Source organism: Pseudomonas sp. SDO55104_S430 (assembly GCF_054070595.1).
The window spans coordinates 21,232-43,878 of sequence record NZ_JBSVXG010000002.1; the positions used below are offsets into that span (position 1 = coordinate 21,232).

Consider the following 22,647-nt stretch of genomic DNA (forward strand, 5'->3'; position numbering starts at 1 on the left):
GTTGTGGCCGGGGAGGTTTTTTTACATCTGGCGGGTCAGTCGAAGGCGTTGCGGTAGGCAAAGATTCCCGGCAAGCCGCCGGTCATCACGAACAGCAGATGACTGCCTGCTGGAAAGTCGCCCCGGCGTACCGCAGCCAGCAGACCGGCGAAGGCTTTGCCGCCGTAGACCGGATCGGTGAGCAGACCTTCGTGGGAGGCGAGCAGGCGTACGGCTTCGAGCATGGCTTCGGTCGGCGCGCCATAGGCTTCGCCGCGTTGGCTGCCATCGACGTTGACCAACGTTTCGGGTAGCGACGTGGACGGGGAGAGCAGTTGCAGGACTTGCGTGGTTTTTTCCAGGGTCAGCGCTGCTGCCTGTTCTTCGGTGGCCAGGACGGAGTAACCGAGAACTTTGCTGGAGGAACGGGCCAGCGTGACACCGGCCAGCAATCCGGAGTGGGTGCCGGCGCTGCCGTTGGGTATGGCGATCTGTTCGAAGTGGATGCCCAGCGCATCGGCCTGACGCAGGATTTCGGCGGCGCAGGCGGCGTAACCCAGGCTGCCTCGAGGGCTGGAACCGCCCAGCGGCATCACGAAGGGTTTGCGGCCATGCTGTTTGAGCCTGTCGACCAGTTCGGCAGCGAAGGTGTCGGGTGCGACACCCCGAGGCAGGCGATGGATTTTTGCGCCGAACAGCGCGTCGAGAATGACGTTGCCGTTGTGGCAGAAATCGTCATCGCTGCGCACCGCTGACGGGGTCAGGATCAGTTCGCAGGCCAGGCCTTGCTGGGCGGCGACCGCGGCGGTCAGACGGGCATGGTTGGATTGAAAACCACCCCAGGTCACCAGGGTGTCGGCACCGGCAGCCAGTGCTTCGCCGAGCAGGAATTCGAGTTTGCGCAGCTTGTTGCCGCCACCGCCGAGGCCGGTCAGGTCATCGCGTTTGACGTAGAGGTTGCAGCCGTTCATCTCAGGTAGACGACTCAGACGGTGCAGTTTCTGGATCGGCGTCGGGCCTTCGAGCAACGCCACCCGTGGGTAGGTGGCCAGCGCGGCATCAAGATGACTCAAGTCGTGGGGCATGAAGGATCGCCTTCTTGGAGGGAAGAGAGCTGTGGATCGGCCACTGTAAAAAGGCGCACGGGTGAAGATATAGCGCTGCCGGGTAATTACTGTTGATACATCATGTAATCAACTTGTAGGAGCGAGGCTTGCCCGCGAAGGCGTCAGGTCTGTTTGCATCAATGTTGAATGTGCCGACCTCTTCGCGAGCAAGCCCGCTCCCACAGGTTCTGCAGGCGTATGCAAGATCCCTTGTGGGAGCGAGCCTGCTCGCGATGGCGGCAGGTCAGCCTGCATCAATGTTGAATGTTCCGGCCTCTTCGCGGGCAAGCCTCGCTCCTACGGGTTTTATAGGTTTATGCAAATTCGGCTGGCAACCGAAGTCCCTGTGGGAGCGGGCTTGCTCGCGAAGGCGGTGGTTCAGGCGAAGTGAGGGTGTCTGGTGCGCCGCCATCGCGAGCAGGCTCGCTCCCCCAGGGAGAATGGTGTGATATCTGAATTAAAGATAACTGATACCTGATTAATTCGTTATTTGAGATATCACCTTCGCGCGTACAGTCGGCCCGACTGAAGTAGGGAAGGGCAGATGATGAACAGCGTGAAAGCGACAACGACACACCCGTCGGCCAGCCCATGGCGAGGCACGGTGGCGGGGTTTTCGGCGAGTCTTGTGGGGATCGGGCTGGCGCGGTTTGCCTATACGCCGTTGCTGCCGGCGATTGTCGGCGCCCACTGGTTCGATGCGTCCAGGGCTGCCTATCTTGGGGCGGCGAATCTGGCGGGGTATCTGGCCGGGGCGTTGTTCGGGCGTTCGCTGGCGGCGAAAACTTCAACCCGCTTCACCCTCAGGGCGATGATGCTGCTGGCGAGCATCGCGTTTTTCGCCTGTGCCTATCCCGTGTCCTTCGCCTGGTTTTTCGCCTGGCGCCTGCTCTCTGGTGTCGCCGGCGGGGCGCTGATGGTGCTGGCCGCGCCGACGGTTCTGGCCCACGTGCCAGCCTCCCGTCGAGGCCTGGCCGGCGGGGTGATTTTCATGGGCGTCGGGGTCGGGATCGCGGCGTCCGGCACGCTGGTGCCGCTGTTGCTGCAACAGGGCCTGGCGCAGACCTGGCTCGGCTTGGGCCTGATCGCGCTGCTGCTCACCGCTATCGCGTGGCATGGCTGGCCGAGCGAAAACAACAGCGCATCCAACACCGTCCACCATCGTCGTCCACCCTCCAACGGCACCCTCAAGGCGCTGTATGTCGAATACGCACTCAACGCCGCAGGCTGGGTGCCGCACATGATTTTCCTGGTGGACTTCGTCGCCCGTGGCCTCGGTCAGGGGCTGCAAACGGGCGCGCAATACTGGGTGCTGTTCGGCATCGGCGCCACCGTCGGCCCGTTGCTGGCAGGGGCGCTGGCTGATCGGATTGGCTTCGGTCGGGCGCTGCGGGCCGCGTTCATCATCGAGGCGATCAGCGTCGCCGCACCGGCCCTGGGACTTGGCACGGTCTGGCTGATGGCTTCCAGCGTCATCGTCGGCGCCTTCGTCACCGGCACCGTGCCGCTGATGCTCGGTCGCCTGCAGGAAGTGCTCGCCCGACACCCCGCGCAACAAGCCGCCGCGTGGCAAACCGCAACCGTGGGCTTCGCGCTGTTCCAGGCCGTCGCCGCCTATGGTCTGTCGTTCCTGTTTTCCTACAGCGGCGGTAACTATCGCTTGCTGTTCGGCATCGGCACGGTGGCGATGTTGATTGCCTTCGTCATCGACGTACTGGCGGCAATCCGCAGCGCTGAATCTACGGAGCACTCTGCAACGTGAACTACGCCGAGCGCAATCTTCCTTACTGGCGCCGCAACCTGGCGGTTTGTGTGTTCGGCTCGTTCACCACGCTGGTGAGCCTGACCATGCTGCTGCCATTCCTGCCGCTGTATGTGCAACAACTGGGCGTCACGGCCCAGGCCGATGTGGTGCAGTGGTCCGCCGTGGCCTTTGGCGCGACGTTTTTCGGCACGGCGATCACCGCGCCGCTCTGGGGTCGGCTGGCGGATCGATTCGGGCGCAAACCGATGCTGATCCGCGCCGCCATCGGCATGGCCATTGTGATGTCGTTGATCGGACTGGCCCGCGATGTCACCGACCTGGTGGTGCTGCGCCTGATCGCCGGCTTGATCGGTGGCTATGCCTCGGCATCGATCGTGATGATCGGCTCGCAAGTGCCACGGGAAAAAGCCGGATGGGCGCTGGGCGTGCTGTCGACCGGGGCGTTGTCCGGCAATCTGATCGGGCCGCTGGTAGGCGGTTTCCTGCCACAGTGGGTCGGCATTCGCGGGACCTTTTTCGTTGGCGGCGCGGTGATCGCCGTGGCGGCGCTGGCCACCATCCTGTTGGTCCGCGAGGATTTCCAGCGTGGTGTGGACGGCTCGCAACGCACAAAAAACAGCGCGGACAAACAGGACAACACCCGCTGGCCAGTCATCGCCGCGCTGTTGGTGACCGCCATGATGGTCCTGCTGGCCAACATGTCGATCGAGCCGATCATTACCGTCTACATCGGTCATCTGGGCGTGGCCTTCGACGATCAGGCGCGAGTGGCCGGCGTGGTGATGGCCGCTTCGGCACTGGGCAGCATCCTGACCGCCGCGCGACTGGGCGCACTGGCCGATCGCATCGGCGGCTGGAACGTGATCATCGGTTGCCTGGTGCTGACCGGCATCCTCATGCTGCCCCAGGCGTACGTCACGCATTGGTGGCAACTGGCGGTGCTGCGCGGCCTGATGGGCATGACCCTGGCGGGATTGCTGCCGGCGATCGCCAAGCTGATTCGCGGTGCGGTGCAAGCGCATAACACCGGCAAGATCCTGGGTTACTTGCAGTCGGCGCAGTTCTCCGGTCAGGTGATCGGGCCTTTGATCGGCGGCCAGATCGGCGCGCATTTCGGACTGCATCACGTGTTTCTGGTGACCGGCGCGCTGCTGGTGCTGTGTGCCGCTATCAATGGCTGGATAAAGAACCGTTTCGATGGCGCGTCCGCAGCTCTCGATCGGTCTACCGCGCCACGCTAGGGACTTCGTCCTCCCGCACGCTTTGCAGAAAAGTCGCCAGGGCACTGGAGAAGTAGCCGTCGATGCGGCGCACGAACACGGTCTCGACCTGCGCCATGTCCGCCGGCAGATCGTGCACCGCAACCAGACCGTCGCGCGCCGCATTGGCCGCCACCCCCCGGGGCAACAGGCTGATGCCGACGCCCGCCGAAACGCAGGCGATGATGGCTTCGATCGAGCCGAATTCCAGCGGTTCCGGGGCGACGATGCCGAGGCTGGTCAGCAGCGTGTCCAGGCGCTGGCGATAGGAGCAGCCGATGCGAAACACCACGGTCTTCAAATTCTCCACCTCGGCGATCGCTTGCAGGCTGCGCAGGGCAGGGGACGTCACCAGCACCAGTTCCTCGCGAAAGGCTTCCTCGCTGTGTAGTTCCGGATGGTGGACGGGCCCGGCGACGAACGCGCCTTCCAGCTTACAGTCGATGACGCCCTGGATCAGGCTGCAGGTGGTGCCGGTGCGCACCACCGGGCGAACATCCGGATAAGCCTTGGCAAACTGCGCGATCAGGCGCGGCAAACGCATGGCCAGGGTGGTTTCCAGCGTCCCGATTTCCAGCACGCCCCGTGGCTGGCCGTCATCGCGCGCGGCGCTGGAAGCATCGAGCAAGAGCTTCGACAGCCGGGCCGCGAAGGGCAGGATGCGCCGCCCCGCAGGCGTCACCTGAACCCCCTTGGCGCTGCGTTGAAACAGCGCCACCCCGAGCTCGCCCTCTAGAGCGCGAATCCTCGCCGACACGTTGGATTGCACAGTGTTCAGCTCATTGGCGGCCTTGTTCATGCTGCCGTGGCGCGCCACCGCATCCACCACCCTCAGATCCGCAACATCCATCGCCTTCACCTATCTGTAAAAGTCATAACTGCTGGCGAATCTAAAGCTTCCGGCAGATTAGGGAAAGGGCCGTTCGGCAAATTTAAGGTTCACCAAAACAGATCAACTCAATCACTAATGATCATTTTACTTGATGGTGTGACGGGCATAGGTTGAAGGGGCACAGATACCGCAGCCAGTGGCGGATCGAGTCTGAATCTGAGGCTGTGGAACAACAATAACGCAACCACTGCTACACGGAGTCAACGTGAACCATGCAACCGAATCGGCCAGAATTCGCAATCACCCCCGTTACAAGGAGTTGGTCTCTCGGCAACGAAGATTCGTCGCCGGGCTTACCGCCGCAACCCTTGTCCCGTACTTCACGTTCATCCTCGTCGCCGCTTTCGCGCCCCAGCTGCTAGCGACGAAGCTTTCCGCCACCAGCGTCATCAACATCGGCTGGCCCCTGGGCCTGGTATTCATCGTCGGTGCCTGGTTGTTCACCGGGCTCTACATCCTGCGGGCCAACGGTGAGTTCGACACCCTGACCGCACAAATCCGCGCGGGGGTGATCGTATGAGGCCCCTCCTGCAAAACCTCATTCTTCCTGTTCTGCTGAGCGCCTTCGCAGCGCGCGCCATGGCCGGCGACGTGCTGCAGAACGTAGAAAAGCAGCCGATCAACTACACCGCGATCAGCATGTTCCTGGTCTTCGTCGTGACCACCCTGGGCATCACCTACTGGGCGGCCTCCAAGACCCGATCCATGGACGACTTCTATAACGCCGGCGGCGGCATCACCGGCTTTCAGAACGGCCTGGCACTGGCCGGCGACTACATGTCGGCCGCGGCGCTGCTGGGTGTCACCAGCATGATCTTCTTCAACGGTTTCGACGGCGTGCTGTACTCCATCAGCTTCTTCGTCGCCTGGCCGCTGCTGCTGTTCCTGTTTGCCGAGCGCATCCGCAACCTTGGGCGCATCACCATCTCCGACATCGCTTCGTTCCGCCTCGACCAGAACCGCATCCGCACCATGACCGCCTTCGGCTCGCTGACGGTGGTGTGCTTTTACCTGGTGGTGCAGATGGTCGGCGCCGGGCAATTGATCCAGTTGCTGTTCGGCCTGCCGTACAACTACGCGGTGATTGCCGTGGGCTTGCTGATGGCGGTTTACGTGACTTTCGGCGGCATGGTCGCCACCACCTGGGTGCAGATCATCAAAGCCGGGCTGCTGCTGTTGGGCGGAACCTTGCTGGCGTTTCTGGCGCTGAGCAAGTTCGGTTTCTCCTTCGATCTGATGTTCGAACAAGCGGTGGCCGCGCACCACGATGGCGAGCGGATTCTGCTGCCGAGCAAGCTGGTGGCCGATCCGCTGTCGCTAATCTCGTTGTCGCTGGGCCTGGTGTTCGGCACCGCCGGCTTGCCACACATTCTCATGCGCTTCTTCACCGTGCCGGACGCCAAGCAAGCGCGCAAATCGGTGTTCGTCGCCACCGGCTTCATCGGCTTTTTCTACCTGATCGTCGCCGTGCTGGGACTGGCCGCCATCGTAATCGTCGGGCAGGACCCGGCCTTCTATGAGTCCGGCAATCTGGCCGGCAAGTTGATCGGCGGCGGCAACATGCCGGTGATGCACCTGGCGAAAGCCGTGGGCGGTGACCTGTTGCTCGGCTTCATTTCCGCCGTGGCGTTCGCGACGATTCTGGCGGTGGTGTCCGGGCTGACCATGGCCGGCACTTCGGCGATTTCCCATGACCTGTATGTGATGGTGGTGCGCAAGGGCAAGGCCGATGCGAAGGACGAGCGCCGCGTTTCCCGTATTGCCTCGGTGGGCATCGGCGTCGTTGCCGTGCTGCTGGGGATCCTGTTCAAGGATCAGAACATCGCGTTCCTGGTAGCGCTGACCTTTGGCGTCGCCGCGTCGGTGAATTTCCCGATCCTGGTGCTCTCGATGTACTGGAAGGGCCTGACCACGCGCGGCGCCTTGATCGGCGGCGTCGCCGGCCTGATCAGTGCGGTGGGCCTGGTGATTCTGTCGCCGGCGGTCTGGATCAAGGTGCTGGGCAATGCCGAGGCGATCTTCCCCTATGACTACCCGGCGATCATCTCGATGAACGTGGCGTTCCTCTTCACCTGGCTGGGCTCGGTCACTGACAGAAGTCGCTCCGCAGGGCTGGAACGCGAGCGTTTCGATGACCAGCTGATTCGTGCCCAGACCGGGCTAGGCGCCGCGCAGGCGGTCAATCACTGATCGCGTGTTCCTTTTCCTGATTGGCATTCGCTGCAAAAGGAGTCAGCCATGCAACTCAAAGACAATGGCTTGAGATTTTCCCCCATCACCATCGCCCTGCATTGGGTCGTGGCGTTTTCCCTGCTGGCGATCTTCGGCCTGCAACTGATGATCGGCCAGGCGTCCGCCGAGGCGCTGCGAAGCGAGCTGGTACGGGTGCAGAACCTGGTCGGTCTGGTGCTGTTCCTCGTCTCGATCTACCGCTTCTGGGCGCGGGTCACGGCCTACCATCCGCTGCCCGTGGGCACGCCCAACCCCATCGAAGTGATCATCAGCCGCTCGGTGGCGGTGTCGCTGGCGCTGGCCATGGTGTTGCTGCCCATTGCGGTCTGGGCTTCGCGCTGCGCGGGCGGCGAGGTGGTTGAGTTGCCCGGCGGCCTCGAAATCCCGAGCCTGCTGCCGGTCAATGCGACGCTCAAGCACGTGGTCGATGTGCTGTTCAACATCGGCGCCTCGGCGTTCCTCGCAGGGCTGGCGCTGCACATTTTCGGCGCGGTCAAAAATCACTTTCTCCTGAAGAACAACACGCTCAAGCGCATGCTGGGCAAACACGTGGAGCTGTGAGTATGAACCAGGACAGATGCGATTTTGCCGGGAACGCCATCACCCGATTGTGCGGTGTGAAGTACCCGATTTTCCTCGGTGGCATGGCGGCCATTTCCGGCCCTCAACTGGTGGGTGCCGTGGCCAATGCCGGGGGCATGGGGGTGATCGGCGGTCTGCGCCTGCCGCCGCTGGCCTTGCGCCGCTGGATCCAGGAGACCCGCGAGCTGACCGACCGGCCATTCGGAGTGAACCTGGTGCCGCAGTTCGGCGGCCCGGATGTGTTCGAGGCGCAGTTCCAGGTGATCCTCAAGGAAAAGCCCAAACTGCTGTCGCTGTTTTACGCCGAGAAGTATTCCGCCGATATGATCCCCCGGGCCAAGGACGCCGGGCTGCTGGTGATGGTCCAGGCAGGCTCCGTGGAGCTGGCGCACATCGCCCTTGCCCAAGGCGCGGACATCATCATCGCCCAGGGCAGTGAAAGCGGCGGACACCTCAATCGCGGCACCATCGGCATCATGCCGCTGCTGACTTCGATCCTCGCTATCTCCGAGGGCCGGCCGGTGCTGGCGGCCGGCGGCGTGACCAACGGCGACGATGTGCGGGCACTGATGTCCCTCGGCGCGTCGGGGGTGGTGGTGGGCACGGCGTTCATCGCTACCGAAGAGTCGAACGCGCATCCGCTGTACAAGCGGAAGATCGTCGAAGCGACCACCGATGACACCGAGTACCGCACCGGTTACTCGTTCGGCTGGACCTACGGCACGCCGCACCGGGTGATCCCGAATCGGGACAAGTGGAATTTGCTGCGTCTGATCGGCGGCGGCGCCCGGGCCATCGACAAACCGCGAATGGCCGAAAAGTTGTCGCTGTATGCGGGGCAGGGGGTGGGCAAGATTCACAGCGTGGTGCCGGCGGCGCAGCGGGTGGCGGAATTGGCTGGAGGGTTGGTGGAGCGGATGCCAGTGGAAACCGTGCAACAGAGATGGGCAATGCCTCTGTAGGCACAAAAAACTGTGGGAGCGAGCCTGCTCGCGATGGCGTCTGCACAGCCAGCATCATTGGCGACTGACAGGCCGCTTTCGCGAGCAAGCCCGCTCCCACAGGATTTGAGTCGTAAGTGAATCGCGTGTTCGACACAAAACACTGTAGGAGCGAGTTCACTCGCGATGGAGGTCAACGATAACGCTGGCTGCCTGACACCCCGCAAAGCCTGAACTTCCATCGCGAACAAGCTCGCGCCTACAGGTCGTCCACAAAATCTTGTAAGAGAAACCGCAAAAGAGTACAAATGTACTCCATGACGACTCTAACTCCCCGCCGTACCGCCATCCTGACCTTCATCCGCGAGCGAATCGCCGAACACGGTCAGTCTCCGAGCCTCGCTGAAATCAGCGAGGCCTTTGGTTTTGCCTCCCGCAGCGTGGCGCGCAAGCACGTGCTGGCGCTGACCGAGGCCGGTTTCATCGAGGTCAATGCGCATCAGGCCCGGGGCATTCGCCTGCTCGGTCAACCTGCGCGCCCCGAATTGCTGGACATCCCGGTGCTCGGTCGTGTGGCGGCGGGTGCGCCGATTGGTGCAGATGCGGAAATCCATAGTCGTCTGTTGCTCGACCCGGCGATTTTCTCCCGCACGCCGGACTACATGCTGCGGGTTCGCGGCGACTCGATGATCGAGGACGGCATTCTCGATGGCGATCTGGTGGGCGTACACCGCAGCCCCGAGGCGGTCAACGGCCAGATCGTCGTCGCGCGCCTGGACGGTGAAGTGACCATCAAGCGTTTCGAACGAACAGGTGACACGGTTCGTCTGTTGCCACGCAACCCGGCCTATGAGCCGATCGTCGTCGTGCCCGGTCAGGACCTCGCGATCGAAGGGGTGTTCTGCGGTCTGGTGAGGCAAGGCTGATGGGTGCCGTCGTTGCGCTGGATACGCTGTTCAATGGCGGCCAGATCTGGAAGGGCCGGCCTGCGCCGCCGAGCGCCAGCCCGCAGACCACCGGGCATGCCGCGCTGGATGCGACACTGCCGACCGGAGGCTGGCCGGAAGCGGCCTTGAGCGAAATCCTCCTGGCCGGGCAGGGCGTGGGCGAGTTGCAACTGGTGTGGCCGACGCTGGCGCGGCTGTCGGCGGCGGGCGAGCGCATCGTATTGGTGGCGCCGCCGTTCGTGCCGTACCCCCAGGCCTGGCAGAACGCCGGGGTCGATCTGCGCCAGTTGTCGATCATAGAAGCCAGCGAGCGCGATGCCCTGTGGGCGGCGGAACAATGCCTGCGTTCAGGCAGTTGCGGCGCGGTGCTGTGCTGGCCGCACAAGGCCGATGACCGGGCGCTGCGGCGCTTGCAGGTGGCGGCGGAAACCGGCTCGACCCTGGCCTTCGCCTACCGCTCGATCCATGAAGCGATCAACCCGTCGCCCGCAGCCCTGCGTATCGCCATCGATGCCAGGCCTGCGCAGTTGCGCGTGCTCAAGTGCCGGGGCGGACTGGCCCGCTCGGCGCCGATTGCCTTCCCCGTGGGGCATTGAGGTTGCCATGCGCTGGGTGTGCATTCTGTTCCCGCAATTGGCGCTGGACGCGGTCCTGCGTCAGCGCAGCGACCCTGACGAGCCGCTGGCGCTGCTGACCGGCCCGGCGCAGCGTCGGGTCTTGCAGGCGGTCAACGTCTCGGCACGGGCGCTGGGGTTGCGTCCCGGCCAGTCGATGACCGCCGCCCAGGCACTGAGCAAAGGTTTCGCCACCGCGGAATACGACGCCGCCGAGATCGAACACTGGCAACAGTTCCTGGCGGCCTGGGCCTATCGCTTCAGCTCCCAGGTCAGCGTGCATTACCCCCGTGCGGTGGTGTTCGAGATCGAATCCAGCCTGGGCCTGTTCGGCGACTGGGCGCAATTCGAAACCCGGCTGCGCACTGAACTCGGCGAGCTGGGCTTTCGCCACCGCATCGTCGCCGCGCCCAACCCCGTGGCCGCGCGGATCCTCGCCAACGCCTATGACGGCCTGGTGGTGCCCGATGATCAAGCCCTGCAGTATCACCTGGGGCAATTACCCGTCGACCGCATCGGCCTGGAGGCCAATGTCGCCACGGCGCTGTCGCGCATGGGGCTGCGTACGCTGAGCCAGGTGCAGGCGTTGCCTCGGCAGAGCCTGGCCCGGCGTTTCGAGGCCCAGGTACTCAAGCATCTGGACGCCTTGCTCGGCACGCGGCGCCTGGCGCTGGCGTTCTACCTGCCGCCGGACCGTTTCGATGTGCGCATCGAGCTCAACTTCGATGTGCAATCCCATCAAGCCCTGCTGTTTCCATTACGTCGACTGACCGGCGATCTGTCGGCGTTTCTCTGCGGTCGCGACAGCGGGGTGCAGCGTTTCGACCTGCACCTGGAGCACGCCGGATTGCCCGACAGCGTGATCAAGGTCGGCCTGCTCAGCGCCGAACGCGATGCGGCGATGCTCTTCGAACTGGCCCGCGGGCGGCTGGAGCAAGTCCAGGTCGAGGCTCCGGTGCGCGGCTTTCGCCTGCGCGCCGAAGACCTGCCTGCCTTCGTGCCCCAACGCCAGGAACTGTTCGATGACCGTCCGCAACAGTCCTTGCCCTGGGAGCAACTGCGCGAACGCCTGCGCGCACGGCTGGGGGATGACGCTGTGCACGGCCTGCGCTTTCAGGCCGATCACCGCCCCGAATGTGCCTGGCAGGCCCGTGCCGACAGTCAGCCATGTGTGCCGCTGCCGGGGGTAAAACGCCCGGGCTGGCTGCTGACCGAACCGCAAGCGCTGCACGAACACTCGACGCGCATCCTGATGGGCCCGGAGCGCATCGAGACCGGCTGGTGGGACGGCGATGACGTGCGCCGCGATTACTACCTGATCGAAACCCGCACCGGCCAGCAGGGCTGGGCGTGGCGCGCGGTCGGCGAGGACGGTCCGTTGTGGCTGCAGGGCTGGTTCGCATGAGCGCCGGCTATGCCGAACTGCACTGCTTGTCGAACTTCAGTTTCCAGCGCGGTGCCTCCAGCGCCCTTGAACTGTTTCAACGGGCCAAGAAGCAGGGTTATCAGGCCCTGGCGATCACCGACGAATGCACTTTGGCCGGCATCGTCCGCGCCTGGCAGGCGGCAAAATCCGTGGAGTTGCCGCTGATCATCGGCAGCGAAATCCGCATCGAAAACGGCCCGAAACTGGTGCTGCTGGTGGAAAACCTCGAGGGCTACCAGAACCTGTGCCGTCTGATCACCCAGGCTCGTCGACGGACGCAGAAAGGCCAGTACCAGATCCTCAAGGAAGATTTCAGCGAGTCGTTGCCCGGGTTGCTGGCGCTGTGGGTGCCGGACGCGGTCGATGACGTCGCGCAGGGGCGCTGGCTGAAAGAGGTGTTCGCCGAGCGTTTGTGGCTGGCGGTGCAACTGCATTGCGGCCAGGACGACACCCGGCGCCTGCACGATTTGCTGGCGCTGGCCCGGGCGCTGGACATTCCGGCCGTGGCCAGCGGCGATGTACACATGCACGCCCGTGGCCGGCGCGCCTTGCAGGACACCATGACCGCGATCCGTCATCACCTGCCGGTGGCCGACGCCGGGCTGCGCCTGCACCCCAACGGCGAGCGCCATTTGCGCAGCCTCGAGGTCTTGCGCGAGCTGTATCCGCCGGCACTGCTGGAGGAGTCCGTGAACGTGGCCCGGCGCTGTACGTTCGATCTGAAGCAGTTGCGTTATCAATACCCCAAAGAGCTGGTGCCCGACGGATATAACGCCAGTGCCTGGCTGCGCAAACTGACCGAGGAAGGTATCGCCTGGCGCTGGGAAAACGGCGCGCCGGCCAAGGTACTGGAGCAGATCGACAAGGAACTGGAACTGATCGCCGAGCTTGGCTATGAGAGCTACTTCCTCACCGTGCATGACGTGGTGCGCTTCGCCCGTGAACAGCGAATTCTCTGTCAGGGCCGTGGTTCGGCGGCCAACTCGGCGGTTTGCTATGCCCTGGGCATTACCGAGATCAACCCGGATCAAACCACGCTGCTGTTCGAGCGCTTCATGTCCAGGGAGCGCAACGAGCCGCCGGATATCGATGTGGATTTCGAGCACGAACGCCGCGAAGAAGTCCTGCAATACGTTTTCCGCCGTTATGGCCGGGGTCGCGCGGCCTTGACCGCGGTGGTCAGCACCTACCACGCCGCCGGTGCCGTGCGCGATGTGGCCAAGGCCCTGGGTCTGCCGCCGGACCAGATCAACGCGATGGCCGACTGCTGCGGTCACTGGAGTGATGAAACCCCGCCCGTGGAGCGCCTGCTCGAGGGCGGTTTCGACCCGGAAAGCCCGGTGTTGCGCCGGGTCCTGAGCCTGACCGGGCAACTGATCGGCTTCCCCCGGCATCTGTCGCAGCACCCCGGCGGCTTCGTGATTTCCGAACAGCCGCTGGACACCCTGGTGCCGGTGGAAAACGCCGCCATGGCCGACCGTACGATCATTCAGTGGGACAAGGACGACCTCGATGCGGTCGGCCTGCTCAAGGTCGATATCCTTGCGTTGGGCATGCTCAGCGCAATCCGCCGCTGTTTCGACCTGCTGCGTCGGCACCGCAATCTGGACTTGAGCCTGGCGACGATTCCGTCCGAAGACCGGCCGACCTACGACATGATCAGTCGCGCCGACACCATCGGCGTATTCCAGATCGAGTCCCGGGCACAGATGTCGATGCTGCCGCGCCTCAGGCCCAGGACCTTCTACGACCTGGTGATCGAAGTGGCCATCGTCCGGCCGGGGCCGATTCAGGGCGGGATGGTGCATCCGTACCTGCGACGGCGGAACAAGGAGGAGCCCGAAACCTATCCGTCGCCGGAGCTCAAGGTGGTGCTGGAAAGGACCCTTGGCGTGCCGCTTTTCCAGGAGCAGGTGATGCAGATCGCCATCGTCGCCGCCGACTACAGCCCCGGCGAGGCCGATCAGTTGCGTCGCTCCATGGCGGCCTGGAAACGCCACGGCGGGCTCGAACCGCACAAGGAACGCCTGGCTGCCGGCATGAAGAAAAACGGCTACAGCGCCGAATTCGCCGCGCAGATCTTCGAGCAGATCAAGGGCTTCGGCAGCTACGGTTTTCCCGAGTCCCACGCCGCCAGCTTCGCCTTGCTGACCTACGCCAGCTGCTGGCTCAAGTGCCATGAGCCGGCGGCGTTCGCCTGTGCGCTGATCAACAGCTGGCCGATGGGCTTCTACAGCCCGGACCAGATCCTGCAGGACGCGCGCCGCCATCATTTGCAGATCCGCCCGGTGGACGTGCGCGCCAGCGACTGGGATTGCAGCCTGGAACCGGTGGCCGGTGCGCAACCGGCGATCCGCATGGGCCTGCGCATGATCAAGGGCTTTCGCGAAGAGGATGCGCGGCGTATCGAGACCGCGCGAGGCAAGGGCGCGTTTGCCGATATCTCCGACCTTGGCGAACGGGCGCAACTGGATGCCCGTGCCCGGGAGCTGCTGGCCGATGCCGGAGCGTTGCGCGGCATGGCCGGTGATCGCCATCGGGCGCGCTGGGAAGTGGCGGGGGTGGAGAAACAACTCGGTCTGTTCGCCGGTTTGCCCCGGCAGGAAGAGGAAGCCATCGTGCTGCCAAAACCCACGGTCGGCGAAGACCTGCGCGCCGATTACGCGAGCGTCGGCACCACCCTCGGCCCGCATCCGCTGGCCTTGTTGCGCGGTGAATTGAAGGCCCGGCGCTGTCGCAGCTCCAGGGAATTGCTGGAGGTCGAACACGGTCGGCCGGTGAGCATCGCCGGGCTGGTGACCGGCCGACAACGACCGGGCACCGCTAGCGGCGTAACCTTCGTCACCCTCGAAGACGAGTTCGGCAACGTCAACGTGGTGGTCTGGCGCGACCTCGCCGACCGCCAGCGCCGGGTGCTGGTGGGCTCGCAACTGCTCAAGGTCGACGGGCGCTGGGAAAAGGAAGGCGAAGTCCGCCACCTGATCGCCGGGCGCCTGAGTGACCTGAGTTCACTGCTGGACGGCATTACCGTGCGTAGTCGGGATTTTCACTGATTCACAACTCGGTTTTCGGTCAGGCAGTGATGCGAATTTCCTCTGCGATACAAGGCGTCATCGGTGAGCTTGATTAGCAAATCGCGCGTGCAAGGGGCAATCCAGAGCACTTACGCATTTTGCAATATCTTATGTTTTTCTATATGGATTTTTAGGGAGTAAGGTTTTGCCGTGAAAGTGTTTACCTTTGTCTGGTTATTCGAAGTTTCCTTGAGCTGTTGTACAACTTTTGTGCATGGTTTATGTGGGTTGTTTTTGATGTTTTGTGAGTCGTGTAGATTTTGTTTTGGCTTTTGTAGGAAATTTCCTAGTTCCTTTTGGGAATGTTCTTAATTGTTTTGCTGTCTGGGATTGGCGTAGCCTTTGCTGACGATGTTCCTGCGTAAAATTAAGTTCTTGGAAGATCTTGGAGGCGGAGTGGATAAGGGGCAGGTACCGGACAGGAAATACTGTTGGCGGGCGACTGGCTCTATTCAAGAGGGCAAGATGTCCTTGATTGTCATGAAACAAGTCGGTGCCCATCGTTCCCAAGCGTGTTATGTATTGGCTTGAAGTTGTTGATCGTTTGTCTTCCAGGTTGCGTCATTATTTCGCATAAGGTTCTGCTACCTGAGTGTCAGGAGTTGTCTCAAGGATAAGTTGATATCTGCCATTTCGGCTGATTGAAAACTGTGGAAGTATCCCCTGCTTAGAGGTCACGGATGTCCTACTCAAACAAACTTTCCGCCCATTATATCGAGCTCGCGAAAACCTCTATTTCCAAAGAGAGTTTCGCGGGCGAGGATGTTCGTTTTTCGAGTGAATATGAGGCATTGGAAAGCGAGTTGGGCAAGGCTCAATCCATGCATGAAAGCGGCCAGATCGACTGGCTGAAAATCCGCGAAAACTGCGAAAGTCTGCTTCGCACTCAATCCAAGGATTTGCGCGTGGGAGCCTGGCTGACATGGGCTCTGTACCAGCGTGAATCCTTCCAGGGGATGCTGGCCGGACTCGGGCTGTTGCTCCATCTTAGCGAGCATCACTGGTCCGAGGTCCATCCGGGCAAAGCCCGTACCCGAGGCGCAGCCATCAGCTGGCTGGTGCCACGCCTTGAGCAGGCGCTGAACGAGAACGTTGCGATAAAAGAACAATTGCCAATGTTCCGCCGTCTTGTTGAACACCTTGAGGGTCTCGACGCCGTTTGTACCGCGCAACTGGGTGATGAGGCACCACTGCTGTTACCTGTCTCCCGTCGTCTGAAAAAAATGGTTCAGCGCGCCGCCGACAATCAGCCCGAACCCGGGGTGGTCAGTGCTGCAGTGGCACAGGTCAAGCAGGCCGCCACTCAACTGTTCACCCCTGGCGCGCCGATCGACAACGAAAAGGAAGCCCACAAGGCGTTGCGCGCGCAGCAGGAAAACGCACGACCTTTGTGTGCCTGGTGGCTCAAGCAGCAAGCCACCGACCTGCGCGCCTTGCGCCTCAATCGTACGCTGCTGTGGTTACCCATCGATGCCGTCCCCGAACGCAATGCCGAACACATCACCGCTCTGCGCGGATTGCCGGCGGACAAACTCAAGTCCTATCAGGAACGCTATGACCAGGGCGCTCATGCCGACCTGCTGGTGGAGCTGGAGGCGAGCCTTGGGAAATCGCCTTTCTGGTTCGATGGCCAGCGGATGGTCTGGGAGTGTCTGCAAGGATTGAATGCGGAACTGGCCATGCGAGAGGTGGAAATTCAGTTCGCGCTTTTCATTCAGCGCCTGCCGGGCATCATCGAGTTGCGCTTCCACGACGGCGTACCGTTCGCCGATGCCGCCACCCGAGCCTGGATCAGCGCCAGCGTCCTGCCTCACCTGCAACGCGCCATTGCACCACGCAAGGCCGAGGTTGCCGAAACCCAGCCCGCCTGGGAACTGGCCCTGGATGAAGTTTTGCCGATCCTGCGCAAGGACGGACTCAAGGCCGCCGTACAGATCCTCAAACAAGGCATGCAAAAAAACGCTCAAGGCGGGCGCGCCCGGTTCTTCTGGCAGTTCGCCCTCGCACGGTTGTGCTTCATGGCCAAGAAGTATGAGTTGGCCAGGATCCAACTCGAAACGCTGGACCGGTCACTGCAGGAGTCGGGCGTCAATGCCTGGGAGCCGGATCTTGCGCTGCAAGTGCTGCATTTGCTGCATGGCTGCTGCGAACTGTTGCCCCAGAACCATGCAGTGCGTGAATGCAAGGAAGAGATTCACCGCAGGCTGTGCCACCTCGATCTTGAAGTGGTACTCGAATAGGCCCCAAGGCCACAACCGCAAGGAGAAAACCCATGGCCAAAGAAGGCTCGGTCGCCCCCAAGGAACGCATCAACGTTACCTTCAAACCCGCCACTGGCGGGGCCCAGAAAGAGATTGAACTGCCGCTGAAACTGTTGGCGATCGGTGACTACACCCACCGCAAGGACGAGCGCAAGGTCGAGGATCGCAAGCCGATCAGTGTCGACAACATGACCTTCGACGAAGTGCTGGCCAAGCAGGAACTGCAACTGACACTCAGCGTGCCGAACCGACTCCAGGAAGAAAGCGACACCGAAGAGCTGGCCGTGAAACTGCACGTCAACTCGATGAAGGATTTCAACCCGGCCAACCTGGTCGATCAGGTACCCGAGCTGAAAAAACTGATGGAACTGCGCGATGCCCTGGTGGCCCTCAAAGGTCCGCTGGGCAATGCACCGGCGTTCCGCAAAGCCATCGAAGGCGTGCTCGCCGACGACGAATCCCGCGATCGCGTGTTGGGTGAGCTGGGCTTGAATGCCGCAGCCCCCGACGCCTGAGTTCCATCAGCCAAGGAAGCCAACACCATGAGTAACAGTGCAGCACCGCAAAAAAGTACCGAGAACGGCGAATACAGCATCCTCGACAGCATCATCGCCGAAACCCGCCTGACCCCTGACGATGACGCCTATGACATCGCCAAGCGTGGCGTCTCGGCCTTCATCGAGGAACTACTCAAACCGCAAAACAACGGTGAACCGGTCAAGAAGGCCATGGTTGACCGAATGATCGCCGAGATCGATGCCAAGCTCAGTCGGCAGATGGACGAAATCCTTCATCACCCGGATTTCCAGGCTCTGGAATCGTCCTGGCGTGGCCTGAAGTTGCTGGTTGACCGCACCAACTTCCGTGAAAACATCAAGATTGAAATTCTCAACGTCTCCAAGGACGACCTGCTGGACGATTTCGAAGACTCGCCGGAAGTGATGCAGTCTGGCCTGTACAAGCACATTTACACCGCTGAATACGGCCAGTTCGGCGGCCAGCCTGTAGGCGCAATCATTGCCAACTACTTCATGTCCCCGAGTTCGCCGGACGTGAAACTGATGCAATACGTCTCCAGCGTGGCCTGCATGTCCCATGCGCCGTTCATCACGGCTGCCGGCCCCAAATTCTTCGGCCTGGAAAGCTTCACCGGCCTGCCAGATCTCAAGGACCTGAAGGATCACTTCGAAGGTCCGCAATTCGCCAAATGGCAGAGCTTCCGCCAGTCGGAAGACTCCCGCTACATGGGGCTGACCGTGCCACGTTTCCTGCTGCGCAACCCGTACGACCCGGAAGAGAATCCGGTCAAGTCGTTCGCCTACAAGGAAACCGTCGCCAACAGCCACGAGCACTATCTCTGGGGCAACACCGCCTATGCGTTCGGCACCAAGCTCACGGACAGCTTTGCCAAATTCCGCTGGTGCCCGAACATCATCGGTCCTCAGAGCGGAGGCGCAGTGGAGGACCTGCCGTTGCACCACTTCGAAAGCATGGGCGAAATCGAGACCAAGATTCCAACTGAAGTGCTGGTGTCCGACCGTCGTGAGTACGAAATGGCAGATGAAGGTTTCATCTCCCTGACCATGCGCAAAGGCTCTGACAACGCAGCATTCTTCTCCGCGAGTTCGGTGCAGAAACCAAAGCTCTTCGGCAACAGTGCAGAAGGCAAGGTGGCTGAACTGAACTACAAGCTCGGCACACAACTGCCGTACATGATGATCGTCAACCGCCTGGCGCATTACCTGAAAGTGCTGCAGCGCGAGCAACTCGGCTCGTGGAAAGAGCGCACCGACCTCGAGTTGCAACTCAACAAGTGGATCCGTCAATACGTTGCTGACCAGGAAAACCCGAGTGCCGAAGTTCGTGGTCGTCGTCCGCTGCGTGCTGCCCAAATCATCGTGAGCGATGTGGAAGGCGAACCGGGTTGGTACCGCGTAAGCCTGAACGTGCGGCCGCACTTCAAATACATGGGGGCTGATTTCACCCTGTCGCTGATCGGCAAGCTGGACAAAGAGTAAGCGGAGCATCTCATGAACGGATACGGCAGCTTTTTCGAACGCCTGGGTGGTGACGCGGATCAACGTGTCGGCTGGAGCCGTGAAGTCTCCGCCACGGCGTCCGTGGCTGCCCATCTGGCCAAAATGCTCAGCACCCGTGCGGGCAGTGTGCAAACGCTGTCCGACTACGGGCTTCCCGATCTCAATGACATGCGTCTGAGTCTGCACGACGCTCTGAGTCAGGCCCGTCTGGCCATTGAAAATTTCATCGAAGCCTACGAGCCGCGCCTGAGCAATGTGCGGGTCATTTCCTTGCCGCGAGAACACGATCAGCTCCGACTGTCCTTCAGCATCGAAGGTTTGCTGGAGGTTGATGGCTTCAAGCGTCAGGTCAGTTTCGCCGCGCGCCTGGATGGCAGCGGTCAAGTCAAGGTCAATCAAGGAGACATGTATGTCCGGTAAACCTGCAGCCCGCGTCACCGACCCCACCGCTTGCGCGATTTCCGGCCACGGAAACAACCCGATCGCCACTGGTTCCCCTGACGTGTTTTTCGATGGGCTCCCGGCTGCCCGTCAAGGCGATGCGTCGGAGTGCGGAGGGACGTTGGCGGGAGGGCTTGCGACGACGGTTTTAATCAACGGCAAGCCAGCGGCCATTGTGGGATCGGTCGGTAGCCATGGCAATGAAGTCACCGCAGGCTCCGGAACCATCATGATTGGCAACTCGCACACACCTGCGCCTTTTGTGCCGCCCAAGTAGGAACCCATTGTTTTTCGAGCCCTATCACCAGGCAGGTACGCCATGTCCTTCAACCACTATTACCAAAGCGAACTCACTGCACTTCGCCAGCTAGGTCGCCGATTCGCCGAACGTAGTCCAGCGTTGGCCCCATTCCTGGGACAGGCTGGACGGGATCCGGACGTAGAGCGGTTGCTCGAAGGCTTTGCGTTCCTCACCGGGCGCTTGCGTCAGAAACTGGATGACGAGTTGCCCGAGCTCAGCCATTCGCTGATGCAACTCCTGTGGCCCAACTACATGCGGCCGTTGCCCGCGTTCAGTATCCTGCAGTTCGACCCGCTCGAGCACGCAGGCCCGCCAATGAGGGTAGGGCGCAATACACCGGTTGAGAGCATGCCGGTCGATGACGTGCGTTGTCGTTTTCGCACCTGCTACCCCACCGAGGTTCAAGCCCTGCAGCTGGCGGCGCTGACGTACTCGGTGAAGGGCAACGGTTCGCTGTTGAGCTTGCACCTTGCGATGAGTGCCGAAGGGCAATTCGGTGAGTTGGATCTGAGTCGCCTTCGACTGCATTTCTCCGGTGAGCGTTACATCAGCCAGATGCTCTATCTGTGTCTGCTGCGTAACCTGGATGGCATCGAACTGATTCCCCTGGATGCTGCCGGCGATCCCGTCAACGATGTGGGCGGCCGGCCCCTGACATTCAAGTTGCCAAGCGACCGGGTACGGCCCGTGGGATTCGCCGAAGAAGAAGCGCTGATTCCCTACCCACTGAATACCTTCCGCGGCTATCGCTACCTGCAGGAATATTTTGCTTTCCAGGACAAATTCCTGTTCGTCGACGTCAATGGCCTGAGCGTGCTCAAAAACCTGCCGCAAGATGCCCTCGAACAAATGAAAGGCCTGGAGTTGCGTTTCGATATCCGGGAGAGCGGCATCCTGCGTATGCGCCCGACGCTGGAAAACGTGAAGCTGCATTGCACGCCGATCGTCAATCTGTTCCAGCACGATGCCTTGCCAATTCGCCTTGACGGCAAGCAGGACGAATACCTGCTGTTACCCGCTGAATTCGACCTGGAACACTGCGGCGTGTTTGCCATCGAAAAAGTCGTCGGCTGGATACCCGGTGGCCTGGGTTACCAGGAATACGTGCCGTTCGAATCCTTCGAGCACGACCCCAGTTTCGACGTGCCAGACGGCAGCCCCCACTACAGCATCCGCCAGCGCTCTTCCTCGCTGCACGAAGGCCTGGACACCTACTTGAGCTTTGGCATTCGTCACAAAGAAGCTCATGAAACCCTGTCGATCGAACTCACGTGCACTAACCAGAATCTGCCGCGAAAACTCAAGCTGGGCCAGATCTGCATGGCTTGTGAAGGCACCCCCGAATTCCTGAGTTTCCGCAACATCACCCCGGCTACCCCAAGTTATGCGCCGCCGCTGACCCAGGACTTCCTGTGGAAGCTGATCAGCAACATGTCGCTCAACTATCTGTCCCTGGCCGATGTGAATGCGCTGAAGGTGATTCTCGAAACCTACGACTTGCCGCGTTACTACGACCAACAGGCGGAGCGCGTCAGCAAGCGTTTGTTGGGCGGGCTCAAATCCATCAAACATCAGCATGTTGATCGACTGCACCGGGGGTTGCCGGTGCGGGGCCTGCGCTCGGAATTAACCATCGACCCGCAAGGTTATATCGGCGAAGGCGATCTGTTCGTTTTCGCATCCGTACTCAACGAGTTTTTTGCGCTTTATGCCAGCCTCAATTCGTTTCACGAACTGAGGGTCAACAGCACACAGGGAGAGGTGTACCAATGGACACCACGTATGGGCCTTCAGCCGCTGCTTTAAGCGGACTGACCCGAGGCATACGCGAATACTCGGTCTATCAGGCCGTGCTGCTGGTGGTTGACCGTTTGCGCGAGGCTCACCCGCACCTGAGCCACGATGATTTGTACGACCATCTGGAGTTTCAGGCCAACCCCAGCCTGGGGTTTCCGGGCAGTGATGTGGACCGTGTCGAGTTTTTCCACGAACACGGGCAGATGCGCGCACGCATGCGTTTCAACCTTATGGGTCTGGTGGGCTCCAGCTCGCCGCTACCGGCGTTCTATGGCGAGCAGGCCTTGGGCGACAGCGAAGCTGGCAACCCGACCCGACAGTTTCTGGACCTGTTCCACCATCGCTTGCAGCGGCTGATGTTGCCGATCTGGAAGAAATACCGTTACCGCGCCAGCTTCCAGAGTGGTGCGATTGATCCGTTTTCCAAACAGCTTTTCGCGCTGATCGGCCTGGGCGGCGAAGAGATCCGCCGCGCTCGGGAGCTGAACTGGAAGCGCTTGCTGCCTTACCTCGGCTTGCTCAGCCTGCGCGCGCATTCGGCAGCACTGACCGAAGCGGTGCTGCGTTACTACTTCAAGCATGCCGCGCTGACCATCGAGCAGTGCATCGAACGCCGCGTGGCAATTATCCACGCGCAACGCAACCGGCTGGGGCGTGTCAACACCGCTCTCGGCGCAGATGTGGTGCTGGGCGAAAGCGTGCGCGATCGCAGTGGCAAGTTCCGGATCCACATCCGCGAACTGAACTGGCAACACTTTCATGAATTCCTTCCGATCGGCTCTGGCTACCAGTCGTTGTGCGCGCTGGTGCGGTTCACCCTGCGTGACCCGCTGGACTACGACATTCGCCTGGTGTTGCGCCAGGAAGAAATACGCGAGCTGTGCATCGGAGAGCAGAACGTTTGTCACCTGGGATGGACCAGTTGGCTGGGGCGCGAGAGCGCAGACGGTGTCGTCACCCTGGGCAGCAGAACTCACTAAGGATGTGAAAG

At 61.7% G+C, this 22,647-nt stretch carries 18 protein-coding genes and 1 pseudogene; 17 read left to right on the top strand and 2 right to left on the bottom strand.

Annotated elements, in window-relative coordinates:
- Positions 1-35: 35 nt before the first annotated feature.
- Positions 36-1,064, bottom strand: coding sequence for a D-cysteine desulfhydrase family protein (locus ACW9JE_RS00630; protein ID WP_457431508.1), 1,029 nt, complete (start codon positions 1,062-1,064; stop codon positions 36-38).
- A gap of 568 nt (positions 1,065-1,632) precedes the next feature.
- On the opposite strand from ACW9JE_RS00630, the gene ACW9JE_RS00635 reads away from it, so the two are divergent.
- Together ACW9JE_RS00635 and ACW9JE_RS00640 are read left to right on the top strand one after the other, a co-directional pair.
- On the top strand, positions 1,633-2,847 hold the full coding sequence (locus ACW9JE_RS00635) for a YbfB/YjiJ family MFS transporter (protein WP_457431509.1): 1,215 nt from the start codon (positions 1,633-1,635) through the stop codon (positions 2,845-2,847).
- Positions 2,844-4,091 carry an MFS transporter gene (locus tag ACW9JE_RS00640; protein ID WP_224535981.1) on the top strand — a complete coding sequence of 416 codons (1,248 nt, stop codon included), beginning with the start codon at positions 2,844-2,846 and terminating at the stop codon, positions 4,089-4,091. The genes ACW9JE_RS00635 and ACW9JE_RS00640 overlap by 4 nt, the downstream gene beginning before the upstream one ends.
- On the opposite strand, the gene ACW9JE_RS00645 is transcribed toward ACW9JE_RS00640, so the two are convergent.
- The gene (locus ACW9JE_RS00645; protein WP_457431510.1) at positions 4,075-4,959 is read right to left on the bottom strand and encodes a LysR substrate-binding domain-containing protein; all 885 of its coding nucleotides are present in this window, start codon (positions 4,957-4,959) and stop codon (positions 4,075-4,077) included. The genes ACW9JE_RS00640 and ACW9JE_RS00645 overlap by 17 nt on opposite strands.
- Before the next feature lie 247 nt (positions 4,960-5,206).
- On the opposite strand from ACW9JE_RS00645, the gene ACW9JE_RS00650 reads away from it, so the two are divergent.
- The 15 genes and pseudogenes from ACW9JE_RS00650 (at position 5,207) to tssG (ending at position 22,636) form a co-directional block, all read left to right on the top strand.
- A complete protein-coding gene (locus ACW9JE_RS00650) occupies positions 5,207-5,521 on the top strand; it encodes a DUF485 domain-containing protein (RefSeq protein WP_457431511.1) in 315 nt (104 codons plus the stop codon).
- Positions 5,518-7,191, top strand: a complete 1,674-nt coding sequence (locus tag ACW9JE_RS00655; protein ID WP_457431512.1) for a cation acetate symporter — start codon at positions 5,518-5,520, stop codon at positions 7,189-7,191. Before ACW9JE_RS00650 ends, ACW9JE_RS00655 begins: the two co-directional genes overlap by 4 nt.
- A 48-nt stretch (positions 7,192-7,239) precedes the next feature.
- The gene (locus ACW9JE_RS00660; protein WP_457431513.1) at positions 7,240-7,794 is read left to right on the top strand and encodes a cytochrome b; all 555 of its coding nucleotides are present in this window, start codon (positions 7,240-7,242) and stop codon (positions 7,792-7,794) included.
- A 2-nt stretch (positions 7,795-7,796) separates the two neighbouring features.
- Positions 7,797-8,777 carry an NAD(P)H-dependent flavin oxidoreductase gene (locus ACW9JE_RS00665; protein WP_457431514.1) on the top strand — a complete coding sequence of 327 codons (981 nt, stop codon included), beginning with the start codon at positions 7,797-7,799 and terminating at the stop codon, positions 8,775-8,777.
- A 287-nt stretch (positions 8,778-9,064) separates the two neighbouring features.
- A complete protein-coding gene (lexA, locus tag ACW9JE_RS00670; RefSeq protein WP_457431515.1) occupies positions 9,065-9,682 on the top strand; it encodes a transcriptional repressor LexA in 618 nt (205 codons plus the stop codon).
- Positions 9,682-10,299: a translesion DNA synthesis-associated protein ImuA gene (gene imuA, locus ACW9JE_RS00675; RefSeq protein ID WP_224535961.1), complete on the top strand. Its 618-nt coding sequence runs from the start codon at positions 9,682-9,684 to the stop codon at positions 10,297-10,299. Before lexA ends, imuA begins: the two co-directional genes overlap by 1 nt.
- A gap of 7 nt (positions 10,300-10,306) precedes the next feature.
- A complete protein-coding gene (locus tag ACW9JE_RS00680) occupies positions 10,307-11,722 on the top strand; it encodes a Y-family DNA polymerase (RefSeq protein ID WP_224535960.1) in 1,416 nt (471 codons plus the stop codon).
- A complete protein-coding gene (locus ACW9JE_RS00685) occupies positions 11,698-14,796 on the top strand; it encodes an error-prone DNA polymerase (RefSeq protein ID WP_224535958.1) in 3,099 nt (1,032 codons plus the stop codon). The genes ACW9JE_RS00680 and ACW9JE_RS00685 overlap by 25 nt, the downstream gene beginning before the upstream one ends.
- 701 nt (positions 14,797-15,497) lie before the next feature.
- On the top strand, positions 15,498-17,057 hold the full coding sequence (gene tssA, locus ACW9JE_RS00690) for a type VI secretion system protein TssA (RefSeq protein WP_457431516.1): 1,560 nt from the start codon (positions 15,498-15,500) through the stop codon (positions 17,055-17,057).
- Between the two features lie 32 nt (positions 17,058-17,089).
- Positions 17,090-17,593 (top strand): type VI secretion system contractile sheath small subunit, encoded by a 504-nt coding sequence (gene tssB / locus ACW9JE_RS00695; protein WP_457431517.1) that lies wholly within the window; start codon positions 17,090-17,092, stop codon positions 17,591-17,593.
- Between the two features lie 27 nt (positions 17,594-17,620).
- Positions 17,621-19,096 (top strand): type VI secretion system contractile sheath large subunit, encoded by a 1,476-nt coding sequence (gene tssC, locus ACW9JE_RS00700; protein ID WP_224535950.1) that lies wholly within the window; start codon positions 17,621-17,623, stop codon positions 19,094-19,096.
- A gap of 12 nt (positions 19,097-19,108) precedes the next feature.
- Positions 19,109-19,537: a type VI secretion system baseplate subunit TssE gene (gene tssE, locus ACW9JE_RS00705; RefSeq protein WP_224535947.1), complete on the top strand. Its 429-nt coding sequence runs from the start codon at positions 19,109-19,111 to the stop codon at positions 19,535-19,537.
- Positions 19,527-19,829 (top strand): annotated as a pseudogene (locus ACW9JE_RS00710) (PAAR domain-containing protein); the annotation flags it as partial. The gene tssE and the pseudogene ACW9JE_RS00710, both read left to right, overlap by 11 nt.
- Before the next feature lie 48 nt (positions 19,830-19,877).
- Positions 19,878-21,665 (top strand): type VI secretion system baseplate subunit TssF, encoded by a 1,788-nt coding sequence (tssF, locus tag ACW9JE_RS00715; protein WP_457431518.1) that lies wholly within the window; start codon positions 19,878-19,880, stop codon positions 21,663-21,665.
- A complete protein-coding gene (tssG, locus tag ACW9JE_RS00720) occupies positions 21,629-22,636 on the top strand; it encodes a type VI secretion system baseplate subunit TssG (protein WP_457431519.1) in 1,008 nt (335 codons plus the stop codon). The genes tssF and tssG overlap by 37 nt, the downstream gene beginning before the upstream one ends.
- Positions 22,637-22,647: the final 11 nt, after the last annotated feature.

Excerpts from the sequence above, each read along its gene's own strand:
- ACW9JE_RS00660 (WP_457431513.1), top strand. The coding sequence starts at position 7,240 with ATGCAACTCAAAGACAATGGCTTGAGATTTTCCCCCATCACCATCGCC.
- tssE (WP_224535947.1), top strand. The coding sequence starts at position 19,109 with ATGAACGGATACGGCAGCTTTTTCGAACGCCTGGGTGGTGACGCGGAT.
- imuA (WP_224535961.1), top strand. The coding sequence starts at position 9,682 with ATGGGTGCCGTCGTTGCGCTGGATACGCTGTTCAATGGCGGCCAGATC.
- tssC (WP_224535950.1), top strand. The coding sequence starts at position 17,621 with ATGAGTAACAGTGCAGCACCGCAAAAAAGTACCGAGAACGGCGAATAC.
- tssA (WP_457431516.1), top strand. The coding sequence starts at position 15,498 with ATGTCCTACTCAAACAAACTTTCCGCCCATTATATCGAGCTCGCGAAA.
- tssB (WP_457431517.1), top strand. The coding sequence starts at position 17,090 with ATGGCCAAAGAAGGCTCGGTCGCCCCCAAGGAACGCATCAACGTTACC.
- tssG (WP_457431519.1), top strand. The coding sequence starts at position 21,629 with ATGGACACCACGTATGGGCCTTCAGCCGCTGCTTTAAGCGGACTGACC.
- lexA (WP_457431515.1), top strand. The coding sequence starts at position 9,065 with ATGTACTCCATGACGACTCTAACTCCCCGCCGTACCGCCATCCTGACC.
- ACW9JE_RS00665 (WP_457431514.1), top strand. The coding sequence starts at position 7,797 with ATGAACCAGGACAGATGCGATTTTGCCGGGAACGCCATCACCCGATTG.
- ACW9JE_RS00630 (WP_457431508.1), bottom strand. The coding sequence starts at position 1,064 with ATGCCCCACGACTTGAGTCATCTTGATGCCGCGCTGGCCACCTACCCA.
- ACW9JE_RS00655 (WP_457431512.1), top strand. The coding sequence starts at position 5,518 with ATGAGGCCCCTCCTGCAAAACCTCATTCTTCCTGTTCTGCTGAGCGCC.
- ACW9JE_RS00645 (WP_457431510.1), bottom strand. The coding sequence starts at position 4,959 with ATGGATGTTGCGGATCTGAGGGTGGTGGATGCGGTGGCGCGCCACGGC.
- tssF (WP_457431518.1), top strand. The coding sequence starts at position 19,878 with ATGTCCTTCAACCACTATTACCAAAGCGAACTCACTGCACTTCGCCAG.
- ACW9JE_RS00680 (WP_224535960.1), top strand. The coding sequence starts at position 10,307 with ATGCGCTGGGTGTGCATTCTGTTCCCGCAATTGGCGCTGGACGCGGTC.
- ACW9JE_RS00635 (WP_457431509.1), top strand. The coding sequence starts at position 1,633 with ATGAACAGCGTGAAAGCGACAACGACACACCCGTCGGCCAGCCCATGG.